Origin of the sequence: Pseudoflavonifractor gallinarum (assembly GCF_014982855.1) — a bacterium.
Classification (GTDB): domain Bacteria; phylum Bacillota; class Clostridia; order Oscillospirales; family Oscillospiraceae; genus Pseudoflavonifractor_A; species Pseudoflavonifractor_A gallinarum.
The window spans coordinates 119,846-141,899 of record NZ_JADCKF010000011.1; the positions used below are offsets into that span (position 1 = coordinate 119,846).

Below are 22,054 nucleotides of genomic sequence, written 5' to 3' on the forward strand. Positions count from 1 at the left end.
GAAAACCAATCTTATGATGAAAATGGAGTTGATGAGTTCCCCTATGGGCAGTGACAGTATTGGAATGTTGATCGCAATCGTGATCCTGGTGGCCATGTCGGCCTACTTTTCCGCCACCGAGACGGCCTTTACCTCCCTCAACCGCATCCGGCTCAAGAGCCGGGCGGACAACGGCGACCAGCGGGCCGCCCGCACCTTAGCGCTGGCAGAGAGCTATGACAAGCTCCTCTCCACCATCCTGATCGGCAACAACGTCGTGAACATCACGGCCACCACCGTGTCCACCCTCTTCTTCGTGAAGCTGCTGGACGAACAGAGCGGCCCCGCCGTCTCCACCGTGGTGCTCACCATTGTGATCCTGATCTTTGGCGAGATCTCCCCCAAGAGCCTGGCCAAGGAGTCCCCCGAGGCCTTCGCCATGTTCTCCGCGCCCCTGCTGCGGTTTTTCATGGTGGTGCTGACCCCGGCCAACTTCCTCTTCAGCCAGTGGAAGCGCCTGCTCTCCAAGCTCTTCCATAACGCCTCCAACGACGGCATCACTGAGGAGGAGCTGGTCACCATGGTGGACCAGGCCGAGACCGAGGGCGGGCTGGACCAGCACGAGAGCCAGCTCATCCGGGCCGCCATCGAGTTCAACGACCTGGAGGTGGAGGAGATCCTCACCCCCCGGGTGGACATCGTGGCGGTGGAGGACACCGACTCCATGGACGAGATCGCCCGGGTCTTTGCCGAGAGCGGCTTCTCCCGCATTCCGGTCTACCATGAGGACATCGACGACGTGGTGGGCGTGATCCACGAGAAGGACTTCCACGCCGCCCGCTTCCGCGGCCGGGAGGATGTGAGCTCCTTTATGAGCAACGTGCTCTACACCACCGGAAACACCAAGATCTCGGACCTGCTGCGCGTCCTCCAGAAGGAGAAGGCCCACATGGTCATCGTGGTGGACGAGTACGGCGGCACCGAGGGCCTGGTCACCCTGGAGGACATCGTGGAGGAACTGGTGGGTGAGATCTGGGACGAGCACGACGAGGTCATCGAGGAGTTCAAGAAGCAGGAGGACGGCAGCTACCTCATCTCCTGCAACGCCGACCTCACCGATCTCTTCGACCTCTTCTCCATCCGGGGCGAGTGCGACGCCAATACGGTCTCCGGCTGGGTCATGGAACAGATCGGCCGGGTCCCCGAGGAGGGGGACCGCTTCCAGGCCGAGGGCCTGGACGTGACGGTCACCCGGGTGGACCACCGCCGGGTCATGGAGATCCGGGTGGAGGTCCTCCCCGAGGAGGACGCCGAGTCCGTGGAAAAGGAAAAATAAAGAAAACGAGGGCGTGCCGGAGTTCCGGCACGCCCTTCAGGCTGTCGATAAAGTGAATTTCTGCGATTTTAGATGCAAGAGCCTCGCAGAGTTCCGCCGTCTGCAGATGGCGGAAGAAGGTCAAATCGTGTTTTCCGGCGGCGTGTACGTCGGAAAACACTCTGCTCAGGCCGTAAGTGTGTGGCCCTTCGGGCCATGCGCGCGGCGGCCTGCATCCCCTCGAAAAAATGCTTGCATTTTTGAGAAGCGTGTCGAAGTTTTTCGACACGCTGAAGGGCGTGCCGGAGTTCCGGCACGCCCTTTGTGCGTGTATGGGGTTATTTCTTGGCGGGGGGATTGGGCTCCATGGAGTCGAAGACGCCCTTGGCGCTGGCGCACAGACCGGCCAGGCCCTGGATCTCGCTGGGAATGATGATCTTGGTGGCCCGTCCGTCGGCGGCGGCCTGGAAGGCCTCCAGCGCCTTGATCTTGACCACCTGGTCGTTGGGGTTGGCCTTGTTGAGCATCTCGATGGAGTCGGCCAGGGCCTGCTGCACCTTGAGGATGGCCTCGGCCTTGCCTTCGGCCTCCAGGATGGCGGCCTGCTTGGCCGCGTCGGCCCGCAGGATGGCCGACTGCTTCTCGCCCTCGGCCACCAGGATCTGAGACTGCTTCTGGCCCTCGGCCTGGAGGATGGACTCCCGGCGCTCGCGCTCGGCCTTCATCTGCTTCTCCATGGCGTCCTGGATCTCTCTGGGCGGGATGATGTTCTTGAGCTCCACCCGGTTGACCTTGATGCCCCAGGGGTCGGTGGCCTCGTCCAGAAGGGTGCGCATCTTGGTGTTGATGATGTCCCGGCTGGTGAGGGTCTGGTCCAGCTCCAGCTCGCCGATGATGTTGCGCAGGGTGGTGGCGGTCAGGTTTTCAATGGCGCTCATGGGGTGCTCCACGCCGTAGGTGTAGAGCTTGGGATCGGTGATCTGGAAGTAGATCACGGTGTCGATCTGCATGGTGACGTTGTCCTTGGTGATGACCGGCTGGGGGGCGAAGTCCACCACCTGCTCCTTGAGGGAGACCGCCTTGGCCACCCGCTCAAAGAAGGGGACCTTGAAGTGGGGACCCACGCCCCAGACCTCGTGGAAGGCGCCCAGGCGCTCGATGACATAGGCCTTGGACTGGGGCACGAACTTGATGTTGATGACCAGGATCAGCAGGATCAGGACGCCCAGGATACTCAGAATAATGGGTAACATGTACAATTCCTCCTCTTACGCATTTCTTCCAATGTGGTTTGGAAACAGGGGGATGACTCAGGGCTGAGACACAGCGGCAGGGGCGCCTACCGGCTCCACAAAGAGCTTGACGCCCTCCATGCGCACCACCCGCACCCGGGTACCGGCGGGGATGGTCTCCTCCCCGGCGCTGCGGGCCGACCAGTCCATGCCGCGGACCTGGACCGTGCCGGTGGAGCGGAGATTATCGATGGCCTGGGTGACCACGCCCTCCATGCCCAGAACCCGGTCGGCATTGGTGGGGGTGCGACGGGAGGGGTTCAGGTACTTGAGGGCCATGGGCCGGAAGGCCGCCAGACACAGGGCGGACACCGCCAGGAAGCAGGCGATCTGTGCCCAGATGTTCTCCACTCCGAGGGAGAGGAGCAGCGCGGCCAGCGCACCGGCGGAGAACCAGATGGAGACCAGGCCCACCGTGAGGCCCTCCACCACCAGAAAGACCACCAGGGCCACCAGCCAGAGAATGGTTGGGAGCATACGCGTCCCTCCTTTCATGGGCTCCGGAACGGGGGGACCGGAGCGGAATGGGGGTTGCCGGGGATTCCCGGAAACCTTGGTGGTATCATACCATATTCCCTGTGGAAAATCCACAGCCCTTCCGGGGCGGTTGGGGCGGATTTTGGACGGCTTTGCCCCCTTGGGCCCATCCGGGCGCGTGAAATCGCCTCTTTTCGCGTCCGCGGTCCAAAAGGGTTTGCCTTGCGGGGGAAAATCAGATATACTGGACGGGAAACATAGCTGCGTGTCGAACTGGGTTCGACACGCTTCTCAAAAATGCAAGCATTTTTTCGAGGGGATGCAGGCCGCCGCGCGCATGGCCCGAAGGGCCACACACTTGCGGCCTGAGCAGAGTGTTTTCCGACGTACACGCCGCCGGAAAACACGATTTGACCCTCTTCCGCCGTCTGCGCCCGGCGGAACTCTGCGAGGCGATAGTGCCTGAACTCAAAAGAGTGCACTTGAATTGACAGACCGGTATTTGTATTTTGTATAGGAAATGGAGTATGTCTCGATGATGACCAACCTGCAACTTGTCGTCCCCACCCTCTTCGGCCTGGAGGGCCTGGCCGCGGAGGAGCTGCGCCGCCTCTCCCTGCCCAACGTCCGGGCCGAGAACGGCCGGGTCTTCTGCGACGCCACCCCCGCCGATATCGCCCGGGTCAACCTGAACCTGCGCACCGGCGAGCGGGTGCTGATCGTCCTGGGCCGCTTTTACGCCGGGGACTTCGACGCCCTCTTTGAGGGGGTGCGCGCCCTGCCCTGGGAGGAATTCATTCCCCGGGAGGGCGCCTTCCCGGTGAAGGGCCACTCCCTGAACTCGGCCCTCCACTCGGTCCCCGCCTGCCAGTCCATCGTGAAAAAGGCCGTGTGCGCCCGCCTGGGGGCCAAGTACGGCCTGGAGAAGCTCCCCGAGACCGGGGCCCTCCACCAGATCCAGTTCTCCATCCTCAAGGACGAGGTCACCCTCATGCTGGACACCAGCGGCGCCGGGCTCCACAAGCGGGGCTACCGGGCGGTGGGCGTGGCGGCCCCCCTGCGGGAGACCCTGGCCGCCGCCATGGTGCTCCTCTCCCGCTACCGGGGGAGGGACCCCTTCTGCGACCCCTTCTGCGGCAGCGGCACCATCCCCATCGAGGCCGCCCTCATCGCCAAGAACCGGGCCCCCGGCCTGAGCCGCTCCTTCGCCGCCCAGAAGTGGGACTGGCTCCCCGCCAAGGTGTGGATGGAGGGGGCCGACGAGGCCATGGACAAGGAGTTTGACGGGCACTACGACATCTGGGGCGGGGACATGGACCCCGCCGCCGTGGCCATCGCCCGGGACAACGCGGTCAAGGCCGACGTGGAGGACCTGGTCCGCTTCGAGGTGGCCGACGCCCGCACCTTCCACCGGAGCGACCCCTACGGGCGCATCGTCACCAACCCGCCCTACGGCGAGCGCATCCTGGAAAAGCAGGAGGCCGAGGAGCTCTACCGGGCCTTCGGACAGGCCGTGCGGGGCCTGCCGCATGGGTGGAAGGTCTCGGTCCTCTCCTCCCACACGGAGTTCGAGCGCACCTTCGGCCGCACGGCGGACAAACGCCGCAAGCTCTATAACGGCATGTTAAAATGTGACCTATTTCAGTATACAGACAGGAAATAAGAGAGAATAAATTACGGGGAGGAATGGAAAATGGCCCATCGTTGGACCAAAGCCGCCCGAGCGGGGCTGGCTGCGCTGGCTCTGTGCGCCCTCCTTCCTCTGGGCGCGGGGGCCGCTCCCGCCGGGGTGACCATCTGGGGCTACCAGGAGGGCATGGCCAAGGCCCAGAGCCCGGACGGGAAATTCGGATACGCCAACGCCCGGCGGGAGGTGGTCATCCCCATGCAGTACACCTCGGTGCTGGACTTCACCCTGGGGCTGGGCCAGGTCCAGCTGGGCGACCGGCTGGGGGTCATCCGGCAGGACGGGACCTACCTGATCCAGCCGGAATACGGCTCCCTCTTCCACATGACCGGCGGGCTGTACATCGCCCAGAAGGGGACCAAATGGGGTGTGGTGAGCCTGCTGCCCTTCCCAGACGGGAAGGGCGGGACCACCCAGATCTTCTACGACTTCGTCTATGACTCGGCCCGGCTGACCGAGGTGAGCGGGGGAGAGGCCCTCCTCCTCACCAAGGACGGGGAGACCACCGTCCTCCCCTTCTACCAGATCAACCAGCTCATGCTGGAGCGGCAGGTCCCCTCGGCCCGCTTCCCCCTCAACCGGGGACGGCTGCCCGACTTTTCCGACGTGTCCCCCCGGTCCTGGTACGATCTGTGGGTGGACCTGGCCTACAACCTGGAGCTCATGGAGGGTGTGGGGGACAACCGCTTCGCCCCGGACCGTACCATGACCGTGGCCGAGGCGGTGCGCCTGGCCGCCTGCATGGAGAGCCGCCAGCGGGGGGACAACTTCCACCAGCAGAGCGTCTCCGGGGCGGTGTGGTACCGCTCCTCGGTGGACTACTGCGTGGCCAGCGGCATCCTCCGGCGGGGGGAGTTCCTGGACTATGAACGCCCCGTCACCCGGGCCGAGATGGCCCACATCTTCGCCTCCACCTCCCTGGGCCGGGCCATCCCCGAGAAGAACAGCCTGGAGCGGGTGAAGGCCTCCGTCCCCGACGTGAAGGCCGGGGACTATGCCGCCGACGACATCTATGCCCTCTACGCCAAGGGGGTGCTGGCCGGGAGCGACGGAAAGCTCACCTTCCGGCCCGGGGATACGGTCACCCGCGCCGAGGCCGCCGGCATCGCCGCGCGCATGGCCCGGATGGAGCAGCGTATCACCCTCTTTTGAATGGGAATCTGAACACAGTAGGATGGATGGACCATGAAGCATTTGTTTGTGCTCAACCCCTCCGCGGGGCAGTATGACCGCAGCCAGGAGATGATCGCCCGGCTGGCCGACACCCTGGACCCCCTGGGGGTGGCATGGGAGGCCAGGGTGACCGACTACCCCGGCCACGCCGTGGAGCTGGCCCGGGCGGCCGCCGAGACGGGGGAGAGCGTGCGCATCTACGCCTGCGGGGGCGACGGCACCCTCAACGAGGTGGTCAACGGGGCCGCCGGGTATCCCAACGCCGCCGTGACCCAGTACCCCTGCGGGTCGGGCAACGACTTTCTCCGGCTCTTCGGGCAGGACCGGGGGCGCTTTTATGATCTGAAGGAGCTGGTGTACGGTGACCAGGCCGCCGCCGACCTGATGGACTGCAACGGCCGCCTCTCCCTCAACATCTGCTCGGTGGGCTTTGACGCCCGCATCGGGCTGGGCATGGCCCAGTTCCGGCGCTATCCCATGGTCAGCGGTCCCATGGCCTACCAGCTCTCTCTGGTGAAGAACCTGATCGCCGGCATCGCCCGCCCCTACGAGGTGGAGGTGGACGGGGAGACCTTTGCCGGGGACTTCTCCCTGCTATGCGCCTGCAACGGGCGCTACTACGGCGGGGGCTTTCACCCCTCGCCCCGGGCCGTCCCCGACGACGGGGTGCTGGAATTTCTGCTGGTGAAGGGGGTCTCCCGCCTGACGGTGGCCCGGCTGGTGAAGCTCTACGCCGCGGGCCGGGCGGAGGAGATCCCGGAGCTGGTCATCCTCCGGCGGGGCAGGTCCATGAAGGTGCGCTGCGACCGGCTCTCCATGGTCAATGTGGACGGGGAGCGGCTGGATACGGATGAGCTCTCCATCGCCCTCTCTGCTAAAAAAGTGAACTTTGTGATCCCCAGGGGAGCCTCCTGGGCCCCGGCCTCCGGTGTAAAAAATGAGATTTCCGGAGAAAAAAAGAGATAAGAAGACTTTGAGGGAGATTGAGAGAGATTCGCCTGGAAATTCACCCATCATTCATAAAAAATTTAAAAATTAGGGCTTGCAGAATTGTAGAACTAAGTTTATTATAATAAGCGTGTTAGCACTCCGGTAAAATGAGTGCTAACACGCTGAACTTGTTTTGAAAAAGATTTATCACATATAAGGAGGAACCTGTTATGAAACTCAAGCCTTTGGCTGACCGCGTTGTCCTGAAGATGGTGGAGGCCGAGGAGACCACCAAGGGCGGCATCATCCTCACCGGCGCTGCCAAGGAGAAGCCCGAAGTGGCTGAGGTCATCGAAGTGGGCCCCGGCGGCGTGGTGGACGGCAAGGAAGTCGTCATGACCGTGAAGGCCGGCGACAAGGTCATCACCAGCAAGTACTCCGGCACCCAGGTCAAGATTGACGGCGTGGAGTACACCATCGTGCGCCAGGGCGACATTCTGGCCATCGTCGAGTAACAAACCACCGGCCGCTCCGGCGGCGGTGTATCAACATCTCATTTTTTGGAGGTAATTCATTATGGCTAAGATCATTTGCTACGGCGAGGAAGCCCGTCACGCTCTGGAGCGCGGCGTCAACCAGCTGGCCGATACTGTGAAGATCACCATGGGCCCCAAGGGCCGCAACGTGGTGCTGGCGAAGAAGTTCGGCGCTCCCCTCATCACCAACGACGGCGTGACCATCGCCAAGGAGATCGAGCTGGACGATCCCTTTGAGAACATGGGCGCTCAGCTGGTGAAGGAAGTCTCCACCAAGACCAACGACGTGGCCGGCGACGGCACCACCACCGCCACCCTGCTGGCTCAGGCCATCATCCGCGAGGGCCTGAAGAACCTGGCTGCCGGTGCCAACCCCATGGTCATGAAGAAGGGCATCTCCAAGGCTACCGCCGCCGCCATCGAGGCCATCAAGGCCAACAGCCAGAAGGTCAACGGCAGCGATGACATCGCCCGCGTCGGCGCTGTCTCCTCCGGCGACGAGACCATCGGCAAGCTGATCGCCGAGGCCATGGAGAAGGTCTCCCACGACGGCGTCATCACCGTTGAGGAGTCCAAGACCGCTGAGACCTACAGCGAGGTCGTGGAGGGCATGCAGTTCGACCGCGGCTACATCACCCCCTACATGGTCACCGACACCGAGAAGATGGAGGCCGTCCTGGACGATCCCTACATCCTCATCACCGATAAGAAGATCTCCAACATCCAGGAGCTGCTGCCCGTGCTGGAGCAGGTCGTCAAGACCAGCAAGCCCCTGATGATCGTGGCTGACGACGTGGAGGGCGAGGCTCTGTCCACCCTGATCGTCAACAAGCTGCGCGGCACCCTGAACGTGGCCTGCGTGAAGGCCCCCGGCTTCGGCGACCGCCGCAAGGAGATGCTCAAGGATATCGCCATCCTGACCGGCGGCACCCTGGTTTCCGCCGACCTGGGCTATGAGCTCAAGGACGCCACCCTCGACATGCTGGGCAAGGCCCGCCAGGTGAAGGTCCAGAAGGAGAACACCATCATCGTGGACGGCGCCGGCAGCAGCGAGGCCATCAAGGGCCGCGTGGATCAGATCCGCAACGAGCTGGCCATCAGCACCTCCGACTACGACAAGGAGAAGCTGCAGGAGCGCCTGGCCAAGATGGCCGGCGGTGTGGCCATCATCCGCGTGGGCGCTGCCACCGAGGTGGAGATGAAGGAGAAGAAGCTGCGCATCGAGGACGCCCTGAACGCCACCCGCGCCGCGGTTGAGGAAGGCATCGTGGCCGGCGGCGGCACCGCCTATGTGAACGCTGTCTCCGCTGTGGAGAAGCTCATCCCCGAGGTTGAGGGCGACGAGAAGACCGGCGTGCGCATCATCGCCAAGGCCCTGACCGAGCCCATGAAGCAGATCGCTGCCAACGCCGGCATCGACGGCTCCGTGGTCCTGGAGAAGATCCGTGAGTCCGGCAAGGTCGGCTACGGCTTCGACGCCTACAAGGAGACCTATGTGGACATGATCTCCGCCGGCATCGTGGATCCCACCAAGGTGACCCGCTCCGCTCTGGAGAACGCGGCTTCCATCGCCGCCACCCTGCTGACCACCGAGTCCCTGGTGGCCGACAAGAAGGAGCCCGCTGCTCCCGCTCCCGCTGCTCCCGACATGGGCGGCATGTACTAAGCAATCGCCAAGTTTCTGGCCCCCGGAACGCTCTGTTCCGGGGGCCTTTTTGCACTTTTTTCAGTTAGGTGTACGCAAACGTGCACCATTCCCGCCGGGGGCGCCTAGGGTATCCAGAACATATGAGGTGATACCATGAGCGGACGAAAAAGATCCTCCCGCACGGTGCTCCCCTGGCTGACCGCCCGGTCGGACGGGAAGGAGGGGCGGTTCATCCAGGTGGGCAACTCCCTCCTGCTGGACAAGCGGGTGCAGAAGCTGAGCGGCAATGCCCTGCGGCTCTATCTCTGCATGGCCATGGAGAGCGGCGGGAAGCGGCATTTCCTCTTTCCCCAGGCGGTGGGGAAGAAGTACGGCATCTGTCCGGCGGGACTGTGGCGGGGCATGACCGAGCTGGAGGAGAAGGGCTTCCTCTCCCACCGGTCCGGGAAGAATGTGCGCCAGCCCAATGAGTACGTCTTTTCCCTGGAGTGGAGAACGGGAGAGAAGCCTCCCGCGTTCCCGCCCCCTGTGGCTATATGTAGTATATCTCCCTCAGAATGAGAGAAGGAGACGGGCGGATTTTTCTCACTGGTTCTCGCAAAATGAAGGAGTGAAGGGGCCATTTTGTGGATGGGTTCTCGCAAAATGAGAGAAGATTGGGGCCGTCCTTCCTTCAAAATGAGAGAGCCAAAAAGAACTTATCCCCTCAGACCAGCGCCTCATGCCGCACTTCATCAAAGACGATCTGTCCATCGGTCAGGTGGAGGAGCAGGGTCAGACTGCCCGTCTGATAGCGGCCGTCCTCGGTGAAGCGGTCCAGGACAGCCTGGAGAGAGCCGTCCTCCCGCCGCTCCAGAGAGCGGAGTAGAAAGGCCGACGGCTCGCCCGGGGTGGGGGCGGGTTGGTACTGCCCATCGGAATAGGAATAATCCCCTGCGGCGCCGTGGGTGTAGACGGCATCCCCGAACCAGAGGGCCACGGCCTGGTCCACATAGTCGGCGGACAGCGCATCCCCGTGGGGGTGCCGGTATCGCAGGGGCGCGCACCAGATCCAGTTCAGGGCCTCCTCCCAGCGGGCAAAGCGGCCGTCCTGGCAGCCGGGGAGGAGAGAGAGGTGATACTGCCGGGCGAAGAGGTGAAAATCAGTTTCCAGAGCGTCGGTGAGCGGGATGGGACCGGGGTCCTGGGGCAGGGCGGCCAGATCAGCCGCCAGAAGATCGGCGGTGTCGTCGTCGGTGGTGAACCATCCGTCCCGTGTGACCCGGGGGATGTCCACGGCCATGAGCCGCCGGACCTTGTTCTCGTCCCGGAGGTCGGAGGAGCAGCGCGGCGCGGAGGAGACGGTGGGGAGGACCTCCTCCGGCGGGGGAGAGGCCGAGGGGATGGGGGCCGCCTCCGGCGCAGGGGCCGTCAGACGGGAGACCCCCAGGAGAACCAGCGCCAGGGCCAGGACACCCGCCCCAGCCGCTTTCCTCCACCGGCGGGGGCCGGGACGTCTCCTTCGGCCCGCCGCCGGGGCGGAGCCGCAGAGGGTGTAGAGGTCTACCTCCAGGAAGGCGGCGATGGCACGCAGCGTTTCCAGGTCGGGCAGGGTCTGGTCCCGCTCCCAGTTGGAGACGGCCTGCCGGGTGACAAAGAGCGCTTTGGCCAGGTCCCGCTGGGAGTGGCCCCGTTCCTGCCGGAGCCGGGCGATGCGGCGGCCCAGGGTCTCGGGTGCGGATGTGGTCTCGGGTTGCATAGGTGCGGCCTCCTTTCTCTGCATCCATGATACCGGATTTTTCCCCCAATGGGAAGAAAAGCGGGCGGAAAAAGGGGGGCAACCATTCGTTGCCCCCCGAAGCGTGTCGAAAAACTTCGACACGCTTCTCAAAAATGCAGGCATTTTTTCGAGGGGATGCAGTCCGCCGCGCGCACTTCGTCGGGTCAAAGTCCGCACCGTTCGCCCTGGCCTGATGGCCAGGGTTCACTCCGCTCCCTTGCACCTCCTCTCCCAAACAAACCCGCTTCGCTGGGCTTCGTTTGGGTTCCCGGCTCGCACACTTGCGGCCTGAGCAGAGTGTTTTCCGACGTACACGCCGCCGGAAAACACGATTTTGACTCTCTTCCGCCGTCTGCGGACGGCGGAACTCTGCGAGGCTCTTGCAGCACCAATCGCAGCAGCCCTTTTTTGACAGTTTAAGGGGGGCAACCATCGGTTGCCCCCCGGACTGGTGTAAAAAAACAGGAAGATGGGACTTTCGTCCGCATCTTCCTGTCGGTGTTGATCAGAATGGCTTCAAAGGGAGGGGAATCAGCTGCGCGCCTTGCTGTCGACCTCTTCCTTCAGCTTGGCCTGGAAGGCATCGAAGGACATGACCTCCTGCTCGCCCTTGCGGTTGCGGACGGCCACCTCGCCGGTCTCCACTTCCTTGTCGCCCACGACCAGCATATAGGGGACCTTCTCCAGCTGGGCCTCGCGGATCTTCTTGCCGATCTTCTCGTTGCGGGGGTCAACCTCCACACGGAAGCCCTGGGCAAAGAGCTTCTCCTTGAGCTCATAGCTGTAGTCGGCGGCGCGGTCGGTGATGGGCAGGATGCGCACCTGCTCGGGCGACATCCAGGTGGGCAGGGCTCCGCCGTACTCCTCCAGCAGGTAGGCCAGAGTGCGCTCGTAGCAGCCCAGGGAGGTGCGGTGGATGATATAGGGGGTCTTCTTCTGGCCGTCGGCGTCCACATACTCCATGCCGAACTGCTTGGCCAGGAGCATGTCGATCTGGATGGTGACCAGGGTGTCCTCCTTGCCGAAGACGTTCTTGTACTGGATGTCCAGCTTGGGGCCGTAGAAGGCGGCCTCGTCGATGCCGATGGTGTAGTTCACGCCCAGATCGTCCAGGATCTGGCCCATGACCCGCTGGGCCTCCTCCCACTGCTCGGGGGTACCCTCGTACTTGTTGTTGGGGTTGGCGGGATCCCACTGGGAGAAGCGGAAGGTACACTTGTCCAGCAGGCCCACGGTGCCCAGGCAGTACTTGGCCAGGTCCAGGCAGCCCTTGAACTCCTCCTCCAGCTGCTCGGGACGGAGGATCAGGTGGCCCTCGGAGATGGTGAACTGGCGCACACGGATGAGGCCGTGCATCTCGCCGGAGTCCTCATTGCGGAAGAGGGTAGAGGTCTCGCCCAGGCGCATGGGCAGGTCCCGGTAGCTGCGGCCCCGGTTCAGGAAGACCTGGTACTGGAAGGGGCAGGTCATGGGACGCAGGGCAAAGCACTCCTTGGTCTCGTCGTGGGGATCGCCCAGGACGAACATGCCGTCCAGATAGTGGTCCCAGTGGCCGGAGATCTTGTAGAGCTCCCGCTTGGCCATATAGGGAGTCTTGGTGAGGAGGTAGCCGCGCTTCTGCTCCTCATCCTCCACCCAGCGCTGGAGCACCTGGATGGTGCGGGCGCCCTTGGGCAGCAGGATGGGCAGGCCCTGGCCGATCACGTCCACGGTGGTGAAATACTCCAGCTCGCGGCCCAGCTTGTTGTGGTCCCGCTTGAGGGCGTCCTCACGCTGCTTGACCCAGGCGTCCAGCTCGTCCTTCTTGGGGAAGGCGATGCCGTAGATGCGCTGGAGGGTCTCCCGGTTGGAGTCGCCGCGCCAGTAGGCGGCGTTGCAGGCGGTGAGCTTGATGGCGTTGCCCTTCACCCGGGCGGTGGAGTCCAGGTGGGGACCGGCGCACAGGTCGGTGAACTCGCCCTGCTTGTAGAAGGAGATGACGGCATCCTCCGGCAGGTCGTTGATGAGCTCCACCTTGAAGGGCTCACCCTTCTCCTCCATCAGCTTGAGGGCTTCGGCCCGGGGCAGCTCAAAGCGCTCCAGCTTGAGCTTCTCCTTGCAGATCTTGCGCATCTCGCCCTCGATCTGCTCCAGGTGCTCGGCGGTGAAGGGGAAGGGAGAGAGCATATCGTAGTAGAAGCCCTCCTCGATGGCGGGGCCGATGGCCAGCTTCACCTCGGGCCACAGGCGCTTGACCGCCTGGGCCAGGATGTGGGAGCAGGTGTGCCAGTAGGTCTTGCGGTACTCGGGATTTTCAAAGGTAAACTCATTCTTGACTTCTTCGGACATAACAAAAACCTCCTTGTAAATTGGGGCGGAGGGTATGAAAAAACGCCTCACCCCTGATTGGTCAGGGGTGAGGCGTACAAAACGTCCCACGGTTCCACCCTGCTTGCCAGAAGCGCGGCGCACCCGGGAGCAGGACAACAGCGAGGCGCGCAGACGAACAACAGGTCGGGCGAAGCCCGGCGGCATGTTCGGCGGAGCGCGGAGCAGTTGGCCGTCGCGAAGGGTGCAAGCGTGACATCTGGCCGCTTGTGACTTTCTGTAACGGGAAAGCCCCGGCCCGGTCCTCCCGGGCGGCTCAGGAGTGGTACAGCCGCCGCGTGTCGCAGGGCGCTTGCACCAGAGTGCGCCCCTCTCTGTTCGCCGCTGTGCGGTTTCTTCTCCGTCGTAGCTTCTTTTGACAGGGGTACTATATCACCAATCGGAGGTGCTGTCAAGGGCAGAGAAGAGATTGTCAGGGAAGGGAGAATTTGCGGGAAGTGTAAAGCGCAATTTACAAACTATTCACAATTCCGTCACGGTTTAGCCGTATTTACAGGGTAATATAAACGTGGAAGCAGGGAAGAGCAGACCTGACTTCCAACATATCAGACACGCCAACCAATCCCTCTCCAACCCCTTTGCAAACACACAACACACACACCCAGAAAACCCCGGCCGGGCAGGCCGGGGTTTTTTGGTGCAGCGTGTCTTAACACGCTGCTTCTCAAAAATGCGGAAGTACCCGGCTTGGCGGTACGGCCGGTGGGACGGCGTTCTCTTGCAATCGGGGAGAGAATGGACTATCATATAAACTGTAACGGACCGTTTTCTGGAAACGGACCAGACGATCCTCAAAGGAGGTCATCCCATATGCGCGATGGTTTTATCAAAGTGGCGGCCGGCACCCCCAAGATCCGGGTGGCGGACTGCCGTTATAACGCCGAACAGATCTTCACTCTCATGCGGGAGGCGGACAAGCAGGGCGTGCGGGTGCTCTGCCTGCCCGAGCTGTGCATCACCGGCTACACCTGTGGGGACCTGTTCCTCCAGCCCACCCTGCTCCGGGGGGCAGAGGAGGCCCTGGCCACCATTCTGGAGGCCACCAAGAATCTGGACATGGTCACAACCCTGGGCCTTCCCGTACGGAACAAATGGGATAATAAACTGTATAACTGCGCGGCAGTAATACAGAAGGGAGAGATTTTGGGCCTGGTTCCCAAGGCCTGCCTGCCCAATTACGGGGAGTTCTACGAGGGACGCTGGTTCACTTCGGGCGCCGGCGTGGATGCCACCGTCACCCTGTGCGGACAGGAGGTGAGCCTGGCGGACAGCAACTTGTTCGCCTGTGAGGACATGCCCGGTCTGGTGATCGGGGTGGAGATCTGCGAGGACCTGTGGGCGCCTGAGCCCCCCTCCATCCGTCTGGCCCGGTCGGGGGCCACCCTCATCCTGAACCTGTCGGCCTCCAACGAGCTGGCGGGCAAGGCGGCCTACCGCCGGGGTCTGGTGTCCGGCCAGAGCGGCCGGCTGGTGTGCGGCTATGTGTACGCCGACGCCGGCGAGGGCGAGTCCACCACCGACCTGGTCTTTGCCGGCCACAACATCGTGGCGGAGAACGGCACCATTCTGGCCGAGCGGCGGTTTTCCACCGGCCTCACCATCAGCGAGATCGACGTGGAGCGGCTGGTCTACGAGCGCCAGCGGATGAACACCTACCGGACCGAGTCCGATCAGGCCTGCTGGCGGACCTCCTTCTCCCTCACGCCGGCCGACACCCGGCTCACCCGGCCCGTGTCCCCCACCCCCTTCGTGCCCCAGGACCAGAGCGACCGGGCCGAGCGGTGCAACGAGATCCTGTACACCGCGGCCCTGGGCCTCAAGAAGCGGCTGGAGCACACCCACGCCAAGACGGCGGTGGTAGGCCTATCCGGCGGCCTGGACTCCACGCTGGCGGTGCTCATCACCGCGGTGTCCATGGAGATGCTGGACCGGCCGGCCAGCGATATCATCGCGGTGACCATGCCCTGCTTCGGCACCACCGACCGCACCAAGTCCAACGCGGTCCTGCTGGCCGAGCGGCTGGGCTGCACCCTCAAGACCATCGACATCGGGGAGGCGGTGCGCCGCCACTTCAAGGACATCAGCCAGTCCATGGAGGACCACGACGTCACCTTTGAGAACGGTCAGGCCCGGGAGCGGACCCAGGTCCTCATGGACATCGCCAACCAGACCGGGGGCCTGGTCATCGGCACCGGGGACCTCTCCGAGCTGGCCCTGGGCTGGTGCACCTACAACGGCGACCACATGAGCAACTACGCCGTCAATGCCGGCATCCCCAAGACGCTGGTGCGCCATCTGGTCAGCTTCATCTCCGACGACAAGGAGGCGGAGGACCCCCAGCTCTCCACCGTGCTGGCCGACATTCTGGACACTCCTGTGTCCCCCGAGCTGCTTCCCGCCATCGAGGGACAGATCGCCCAGAAGACCGAGGACCTGGTGGGGCCCTATGAGCTCCACGACTTCTTCCTCTATTACGCTGTGCGCTGGGCCTTCCCGCCCCGGAAGGTGCTCCGCCTGGCCGAGTATGCCTTTGGGCGCTCCTATGACCGCGCGGTCCTCCTGAAGTGGCTGAAAAACTTCTACCGCCGGTTCTTTGCCCAGCAGTTCAAGCGCTCCTGCCTGCCCGACGGCCCCAAGGTGGGGTCGGTGGCCCTCTCTCCCCGGGGCGACTGGCGGATGCCCAGCGACGCCGTGGCCGAGCTGTGGCTGGACGAGCTGGAAGGGCTTATGTAAGATCAGCCCGATACGCGGGGCGCTGTCCGGGGGACGGCGCCCCGTCCCTTTCATTTCACAAGAGAGTGGTGATTCCCATGCATACCTATCTGGATCTGTTCTGGACCTTTGCCAAAATCGGCGTGTGTACCTTTGGCGGCGGCTACGCCATGCTGCCCATCCTCCAGCGGGAGCTGGTGGAGAAGCGGGGGTGGGCCACGGAGGAGCAGCTCTCCGACTACTTCGCCATCGGCCAGTGCACACCCGGCATCATCGCGGTCAACACCGCCACCTTCGTGGGCCACAGCCGGAAGGGCAACGCCGGCGGAGTGGTGGCCACCCTGGGGCTGGTCTTTCCCTGCATCATCATCATCATGCTCATCGCAGCATTCCTTCAGAATTTCGCCCATCTGAGCGTGGTGGTACACGCCTTCAACGGCGTGCGGGCCTGCGTGTGCGCCCTGATCCTCTCCAGCGTGCTCAAGCTGCGCAAGAGCACTGTGGTGGACCGGCCCACCGCCGTCCTCTTCGCGGTGGTGCTGGTGCTGGCGGCGCTGGGCACCTTTGTCACCTTTACCGGGCGCTTCCCCGGGGGAAATGTGATCGACTTCCTGCTCTCCCCCATCGTGCTGGTGGTGGGCGCGGGAACGGCCGGCGTGTGCATCCGTGCGGCGAGAGGAGGGGAGAAGGCATGATCTATCTGCGCCTCTTCTTCGAGTTCTTCCAGACCGGACTCTTCTCGGTGGGCGGAGGCCTCGCCACCATCCCCTTCCTCACCGACATGGGGGCCCGGACCGGGTGGTTCACCTCTGGAGAGCTGGCCGACATGATCGCCATCTCCGAGTCCACCCCCGGGGCCATGGGGGTCAACATGGCCACCTATGTGGGCTTCCACATGGGGGGCATCCCGGGGGGCGTGATCGCAACCCTGGGACTGATCTGCCCCTCCATCCTGGTGATCCTCATCATTGCCCGGTTCCTCCGGCGCTTCCGGCAGAGCCGGGGGGTGGACGCGGTCTTTTACGGCCTGCGTCCGGCCTCTACCGCCCTCATCGCCGCGGCCCTGCTGGAGGTGTGCTCCATCGCGCTGGTGGACCTCTCCGCCCTGTTTGGGGGCGCGGTGGGGAGCGCCTTCCACTGGAAGGCCATCGTGCTGGCCGTGGTGATCTTCCTCTGCATGCGGGAAAAGCACCTCAAGAAGCTCCACCCCATCGTCTTCATCGCCGCCTCGGCGGTGGTGGGCGTCCTCTTCCAATTCTAAACGAAACAGCGGGCCGCCGCGGAGGAAACCCTCTGCGGCGGCCCGTTTGTCTCCCCTCAGGGGAGGAGGGAGCTCTCCCCCCGCTCCACATAGTGGGCGTCGGCCCGGAGGACCAGGCGGCGGGGGCCGTCCGGATTCAGGTCCAGCTCGGCGGGGAGAACAAAGCGCACCGCCGGCCCCTCCACCTCCGCCCGGCCGGGGCCCGGCTGAGGCGGGAGAAGAAGGGTCCGCAGGCCCCTGGGAAAGGGATTTCCCGCTCCGTCCAGCTCCTCCAGCGCGATGGCGGCCGCCACCTGGCGGTCGGGCAGCACGCCGGAGAGGTGAAGGGTGACCGAGAGCACCCGGCCCCCGTCCCCGGGGGAGAAGGGGGGCAGGTCGCAGCCCACCGCATCGCTTCCCTCCAGCTGGAGGGGAAGGGTCACACTCGCCTGGGAAAAAGTGGCGTCCATTTGCCGCACCTCGCATTCCAGTCATTCATACGGCAGTCTCTGCGCGTATGTACCGTCCGCGAAAAAGAGGAGCGCCCGCAGGGTGCGGACGCTCCATTCTATGCTCACCGGGTCTGACCGGTGCCGTAGATGACGTATTTGGAGGAGGTGAGCTCCTCCAGGCCCATGGGGCCCCGGGCGTGCATCTTCTGAGTGGAGATGCCGATCTCAGCCCCCAGGCCGAACTCCCCGCCGTCGGTGAAGCGGGTGGAGGCGTTGACATAGACCGCCGCCGCGTCCACCTCGTCCAGGAAGCGCTGGGCGGTGAAATAGTTGTTGGTGACGATGGCCTCGGAGTGGCCGGTGCCGTGGGCGGCGATGAAGTCCATGGCCTCCTCCACGCCGGAGACCACCTTGCAGGCCAGAATGTAGTCGCCGAACTCCGTGTCCCAGTCCTCGGCGACCGCGGGGCGTACCCAGTCCCCCAGGATGGCACGGGTCTCGTCACAGCCCCGTACCTCCACCTGCTTGGTCCGCAGCAGCTCCCACGCCATGGGGAGGAAGTCGGCGGCCACCGACCGGTCCACCAGCACGCACTCGGCGGCGTTGCACACCGAGGGGCGGGAGCACTTGGCGTTGAAGAGGATGCGCGCGGCCATGTCCAGGTCGGCCTCTCCGTCCACATAGATGTGGCAGACGCCCACGCCGGTCTGGATGACCGGTACCCGGGCGTGCTCCACCACCGAGCGGATGAGCCCCGCACCGCCGCGGGGGATGAGCACATCCAGATAGCCCGTCAGGTTCATGAGCTCCTGGGCGCTCTCCCGGCTGGTGTCATTCACCAGGGCCACGCAGTCCCGGGGAAGCCCGGCCTCCTCCAGAGCGTCCCGCATGACGGCCACCATGGCCGAACTGGAGTGGAAGGCCTCCTTCCCGCCCCGGAGGATGACCGCGTTGCCCGACTTGAGGCAGAGGGCGGCGGCGTCCACCGTGACGTTGGGGCGGGCCTCATAGATGATGCCGATGACCCCCAGAGGCACCCGGCGCTTGCCGATGGTCAGCCCGTTGGGGCGCACGCCCATCTTCACGGTCTGGCCGATGGGATCGGGCAGGGACTTCACCTGGCGCACCCCATCCACGATGCCGGCCACACGCCCCTCGTCCAGGGCCAGGCGGTCCAGCAGGGCCGGGCGCATCCCGGCGGCCCGGGCGGCCTCCAGATCCCGCTGGTTGGCGGCGAGGATCTCGCCGGAGCGCCGCTCCAGGGCGGCGGCGATGGCCTCGAGGGCAGCGTCCTTCCGGGCGCTCCCCGCCACGGCCAGTACGCGGGCGGCCTGGCGGGCGGCCAGACCCTGTGTCTCCAGAATGGTCATATCACTTCACTCCTTTTTTTGATAAAAACAGATGGCCCCGTACAAACTAGAGCGGGACGGAGGGTTTTAGTCCCGCCGGGGCGCGCAGAACCGGGTGCCGATGTCCTCTCCGGCCACGATGCCGTAGAGGTCCTCCATCCGGCTGCCGTTGGCGATGACCATGTCGATGCCGTGGGACATGGCCCGCTGAGCGGCGGTGATCTTGGTGACCATGCCGCCGGTGCCCCACTTGGAGCCCTTGCCCCCGGCCAGGGCCTGGATCTCGGGGGTGATGGCCTCCACCCGGTGGATGAGCTTGGCGTCCGGATTCTGGTGGGGGTCGGAGTCGTACAGTCCGTCGATGTCGGAGAGCAGGATGAGAAGATCGGCCTTACACAGCCCGGCCACGATGGCCGAGAGGGTGTCGTTGTCGCCCAGCACCTTGGCGTGGCCGGTCTCGATCTCGGCCGAGGAGACCGAGTCGTTCTCGTTCACGATGGGGATGCACCCCAGCTCCAGCAGGGCGGAGAAGGTGCTGGAGAGGTGGGCGGCCCGGATGGGGTCCTCCACATCGTCTCCGGTGAGGAGGATCTGGGCCACGTTCTGGTTATACTCCCCGAAAAATTTGTCGTAGAGGTGCATCATCTCGCACTGGCCGATGGCGGCGGCGGCCTGCTTCATGCGAAGCTCGGCGGGCCGCTCTTTCAGGCCCAGCTTTCCAGTGCCGATGCCGATGGCGCCGGAGGAGACCAGGATGATCTCATGCCCCATCCCCTTCAGGTCGGACAGGGTGCGGGAGAGGCGCTCCATACTGTACAGGTTCAGGCTTCCGGTGGAGCGGGTGAGGGTGGAAGTGCCAACCTTGACCACCACGCGCCGGGTTTGATGTTGTTCGTCCAAAGAGAGTCACGCTCCTCGATGAGATACTGCCCCCGAAAGGCAGTGAAGGGTAAGGCAAGTATAGCACAAAAGCACCATAGGGGAAAGCTAAACTTTCCAGTCGGCGGTTTTTGGCGTACTTTGGGACAAAAGCGCAAATTTAGCCGCCCTTTTCGGAGGTTTTGTTATTGAAATTTACCCGAAAATGGAGTACAATAACCTCCGACAAACGGATGGGAAATCCCTGAAAATGAGGTGGTTTTGTGCTCAATCTGGTACTGGTCGAGCCGGAGATCCATATGAACACGGGCAACATCGCCCGCACCTGCGCGGCCACCCGGAGCCGGCTGCATCTCATCAAGCCCCTGGGCTTTGACATCAGTGACAAGGCCGTCAAGCGGGCGGGACTGGACTACTGGCATATGGTGGATCTGCACGTATACGAGAACCTGGACGACTTCTTCCAGCGCACCGGCGCCCAGGACATCTGGCTGGCCACCGCCAAGGCAAGCCGCCCCTATACGGAGGTGCGCTTCCAGCCCGACTGCTATCTGCTCTTCGGCAAGGAGAGCACGGGGCTTCCCCAGGCGCTGCGGGAGCAGTATGCCCAGCGGTGCATCCGCATCCCCATCCGGGAGGGGGCGCGCTGCCTCAACCTGTCCAACTCCGCGGCCATCCTGGCCTTTGAGGCCCTGCGGCAGTGGGGTTTCCCCGGGCTGGAGACAGCGGGGGAGATGGCGGTCGAGTAACGGCGCGGCCCGGGTCGCTTCCCCTTTCGCACAGAGCGTTACCGGTCAACATGAAAGGAGCCAGACACCTATGAATTACAACAAAAAGACTGTGAAGGACATCGACGTCAAGGGCAAGAAGGTCCTTCTCCGCTGTGACTTTAACGTACCTCAGGACAAGACCACCGGCGCCATCACCGACGACAAGCGCATCGTGGCCGCCCTGCCCACCATCCGCTACCTCCTGGAGGAGGGCGCGGCCGTCATCGCCTGCTCCCACCTGGGCAAGCCCAACGCCACCTTCGACTCCTTTGTGAAGAAGCAGACCGAGAAGGGCAAGGACCCCGCCACCCTCACCGAGGAGGCGTGGAAGAAGTCCCTGGCGAAGCTCTCCCTGGCCCCGGTGGCCAAGCGCCTGAGCGAGCTGCTGGGCCGCGAGGTCATCATGGCCTCCGACGTGGTGGGCCCCGACGCCCAGGCCAAGGCCGCCGCCCTTCAGCCCGGCCAGATCCTCCTGCTGGAGAACACCCGCTTCGAGAAGGGTGAGACCAAGAACGACCCCGCCCTGGCCAAGGCCATGGCCTCCATGGCTGAGGTCTATGTGTCCGACGCCTTCGGCGCCGTCCACCGTGCCCACGCCTCCACTGCCGGTGTGGCCGACTATCTGCCCGCCGTCAGCGGCTTCCTGATCCAGAAGGAGCTGGAGATCATCGGCGGCGCCCTGGCCAACCCCAAGCGTCCCCTGGTGGCCATCCTGGGCGGCTCCAAGGTCTCCTCCAAGATCGGCGTCATCAACAACCTGCTGGAGATCGCCGACACCATCATCATCGGCGGCGGCATGACCTACACCTTCCTGAAGGCCCAGGGCGGCTCCGTGGGCAAGTCCCTGCTGGAGGCCGACTGGCTGGATTACTGCAACGACATGATGAAGAAGGCCAAGGACAAGGGCGTCAAGCTCCTCCTGCCCGAGGACACCGTGTGCGCCAAGGAGTTCTCCGCGGACGCCGAGCCAATCACCGTGGACAGCATGAATATCCCGGACGACTGCATGGGTATGGACATCGGCCCCAAGGCCATCGCCGCCTACGCCGAGGCTGTGAAGGACGCCGGCACCGTCATTTGGAACGGCCCCATGGGCGTCTTTGAGTTCCCCGCCTTCGCCGCCGGCACCAAGGCCGTGGCTGAGGCCCTCAGCAAGAGCAGCGCCATCACCATCATCGGCGGCGGCGACTCCGCGGCCGCTGTGCAGCAGCTGGGCTATGCCGACAAGATGACCCACATCTCCACCGGCGGCGGCGCCAGCCTCGAGTTCATGGAGGGCAAGGAGCTGCCCGGCGTGGCCTGCCTGCTGGATAAGTAAAAACCCCGTGCCGGGCAGCTCCCGGGGGGCCCCATGTGAGCCCAGCGGAGCGGGTCACATGGGGAGAGGAGCCGCAAGGGAGCGGACGGAGTTTTCCGCATAAAGCGGGAAACGGAGGAAGCGGACTTTGCGGCGACGACGCCCGGCGTGGCCTGCCTGCTGGACAAGTAA

The 22,054-nt window shown here is 64.1% G+C and carries 19 protein-coding genes; 12 read left to right on the plus strand and 7 right to left on the minus strand.

The features are described from left to right. The first annotated feature begins 43 nt into the window (after positions 1 to 43). Complete coding sequence (locus INF37_RS12605) at positions 44 to 1,315, plus strand: HlyC/CorC family transporter (protein ID WP_193538632.1); 1,272 nt, start codon at positions 44 to 46, stop codon at positions 1,313 to 1,315. Between the two features lie 317 nt (positions 1,316 to 1,632). On the opposite strand, the gene INF37_RS12610 is transcribed toward INF37_RS12605, so the two are convergent. Together INF37_RS12610 and INF37_RS12615 are read right to left on the minus strand one after the other, a co-directional pair. Next, positions 1,633 to 2,547, minus strand: coding sequence for an SPFH domain-containing protein (locus INF37_RS12610; RefSeq protein ID WP_101691797.1), 915 nt, complete (start codon positions 2,545 to 2,547; stop codon positions 1,633 to 1,635). Between the two features lie 57 nt (positions 2,548 to 2,604). Next, entirely contained in the window at positions 2,605 to 3,063 is a 459-nt protein-coding gene (locus tag INF37_RS12615) for an NfeD family protein (protein WP_101691798.1), read from the minus strand. A 535-nt stretch (positions 3,064 to 3,598) separates the two neighbouring features. On the opposite strand from INF37_RS12615, the gene INF37_RS12620 reads away from it, so the two are divergent. The 6 genes from INF37_RS12620 to INF37_RS12645 all read left to right on the plus strand — a co-directional run bounded on the left by INF37_RS12620 (position 3,599) and on the right by INF37_RS12645 (position 9,598). Beyond that, positions 3,599 to 4,726, plus strand: a complete 1,128-nt coding sequence (locus tag INF37_RS12620; RefSeq protein ID WP_207730494.1) for a THUMP domain-containing class I SAM-dependent RNA methyltransferase — start codon at positions 3,599 to 3,601, stop codon at positions 4,724 to 4,726. 30 nt (positions 4,727 to 4,756) lie between these two features. Then, a complete protein-coding gene (locus tag INF37_RS12625) occupies positions 4,757 to 5,902 on the plus strand; it encodes an S-layer homology domain-containing protein (protein ID WP_101691800.1) in 1,146 nt (381 codons plus the stop codon). Positions 5,903 to 5,935: 33 nt separating this feature from the next. Further along, the gene (locus INF37_RS12630; protein WP_193538634.1) at positions 5,936 to 6,889 is read left to right on the plus strand and encodes a diacylglycerol/lipid kinase family protein; all 954 of its coding nucleotides are present in this window, start codon (positions 5,936 to 5,938) and stop codon (positions 6,887 to 6,889) included. 194 nt (positions 6,890 to 7,083) lie between these two features. Continuing rightward, positions 7,084 to 7,368 carry a co-chaperone GroES gene (locus INF37_RS12635; protein ID WP_101691802.1) on the plus strand — a complete coding sequence of 95 codons (285 nt, stop codon included), beginning with the start codon at positions 7,084 to 7,086 and terminating at the stop codon, positions 7,366 to 7,368. 61 nt (positions 7,369 to 7,429) lie between these two features. Continuing rightward, a complete protein-coding gene (groL, locus tag INF37_RS12640) occupies positions 7,430 to 9,055 on the plus strand; it encodes a chaperonin GroEL (protein ID WP_101691803.1) in 1,626 nt (541 codons plus the stop codon). Between the two features lie 135 nt (positions 9,056 to 9,190). Continuing rightward, positions 9,191 to 9,598 carry a hypothetical protein gene (locus INF37_RS12645; RefSeq protein WP_101691806.1) on the plus strand — a complete coding sequence of 136 codons (408 nt, stop codon included), beginning with the start codon at positions 9,191 to 9,193 and terminating at the stop codon, positions 9,596 to 9,598. 145 nt (positions 9,599 to 9,743) lie between these two features. Here the strand turns inward: INF37_RS12645 and INF37_RS15595 are convergent, their stop codons facing one another. Continuing rightward, positions 9,744 to 10,775: a helix-turn-helix domain-containing protein gene (locus tag INF37_RS15595; protein ID WP_207730495.1), complete on the minus strand. Its 1,032-nt coding sequence runs from the start codon at positions 10,773 to 10,775 to the stop codon at positions 9,744 to 9,746. A gap of 552 nt (positions 10,776 to 11,327) precedes the next feature. Further along, on the minus strand, positions 11,328 to 13,124 hold the full coding sequence (gene thrS / locus INF37_RS12655) for a threonine--tRNA ligase (RefSeq protein ID WP_193538637.1): 1,797 nt from the start codon (positions 13,122 to 13,124) through the stop codon (positions 11,328 to 11,330). A gap of 849 nt (positions 13,125 to 13,973) precedes the next feature. Between thrS and INF37_RS12660 the strand changes: the two genes are divergently transcribed. From INF37_RS12660 to INF37_RS12670, 3 genes are all read left to right on the plus strand, one after another. Beyond that, complete coding sequence (locus INF37_RS12660; RefSeq protein WP_101691809.1) at positions 13,974 to 15,896, plus strand: NAD(+) synthase; 1,923 nt, start codon at positions 13,974 to 13,976, stop codon at positions 15,894 to 15,896. 77 nt (positions 15,897 to 15,973) lie between these two features. Further along, entirely contained in the window at positions 15,974 to 16,570 is a 597-nt protein-coding gene (locus INF37_RS12665) for a chromate transporter (protein ID WP_101691810.1), read from the plus strand. Continuing rightward, on the plus strand, positions 16,567 to 17,136 hold the full coding sequence (locus INF37_RS12670) for a chromate transporter (RefSeq protein WP_101691811.1): 570 nt from the start codon (positions 16,567 to 16,569) through the stop codon (positions 17,134 to 17,136). Before INF37_RS12665 ends, INF37_RS12670 begins: the two co-directional genes overlap by 4 nt. 56 nt (positions 17,137 to 17,192) lie before the next feature. On the opposite strand, the gene INF37_RS12675 is transcribed toward INF37_RS12670, so the two are convergent. From INF37_RS12675 to proB, 3 genes are all read right to left on the minus strand, one after another. Continuing rightward, positions 17,193 to 17,585: a hypothetical protein gene (locus INF37_RS12675; protein WP_101691812.1), complete on the minus strand. Its 393-nt coding sequence runs from the start codon at positions 17,583 to 17,585 to the stop codon at positions 17,193 to 17,195. A gap of 104 nt (positions 17,586 to 17,689) precedes the next feature. Next, positions 17,690 to 18,937, minus strand: coding sequence for a glutamate-5-semialdehyde dehydrogenase (locus INF37_RS12680; protein WP_193538639.1), 1,248 nt, complete (start codon positions 18,935 to 18,937; stop codon positions 17,690 to 17,692). Between the two features lie 66 nt (positions 18,938 to 19,003). Next, a complete protein-coding gene (gene proB, locus INF37_RS12685) occupies positions 19,004 to 19,816 on the minus strand; it encodes a glutamate 5-kinase (RefSeq protein ID WP_101691814.1) in 813 nt (270 codons plus the stop codon). A 242-nt stretch (positions 19,817 to 20,058) separates the two neighbouring features. Here proB and INF37_RS12690 point away from each other — a divergent pair, with 242 nt between their 5' ends. Both INF37_RS12690 and INF37_RS12695 read left to right on the plus strand, forming a co-directional pair. Next, positions 20,059 to 20,544 carry a tRNA (cytidine(34)-2'-O)-methyltransferase gene (locus tag INF37_RS12690; protein ID WP_193538642.1) on the plus strand — a complete coding sequence of 162 codons (486 nt, stop codon included), beginning with the start codon at positions 20,059 to 20,061 and terminating at the stop codon, positions 20,542 to 20,544. Between the two features lie 70 nt (positions 20,545 to 20,614). Beyond that, positions 20,615 to 21,883, plus strand: a complete 1,269-nt coding sequence (locus INF37_RS12695; protein WP_193538644.1) for a phosphoglycerate kinase — start codon at positions 20,615 to 20,617, stop codon at positions 21,881 to 21,883. Positions 21,884 to 22,054 lie beyond the last annotated feature (171 nt).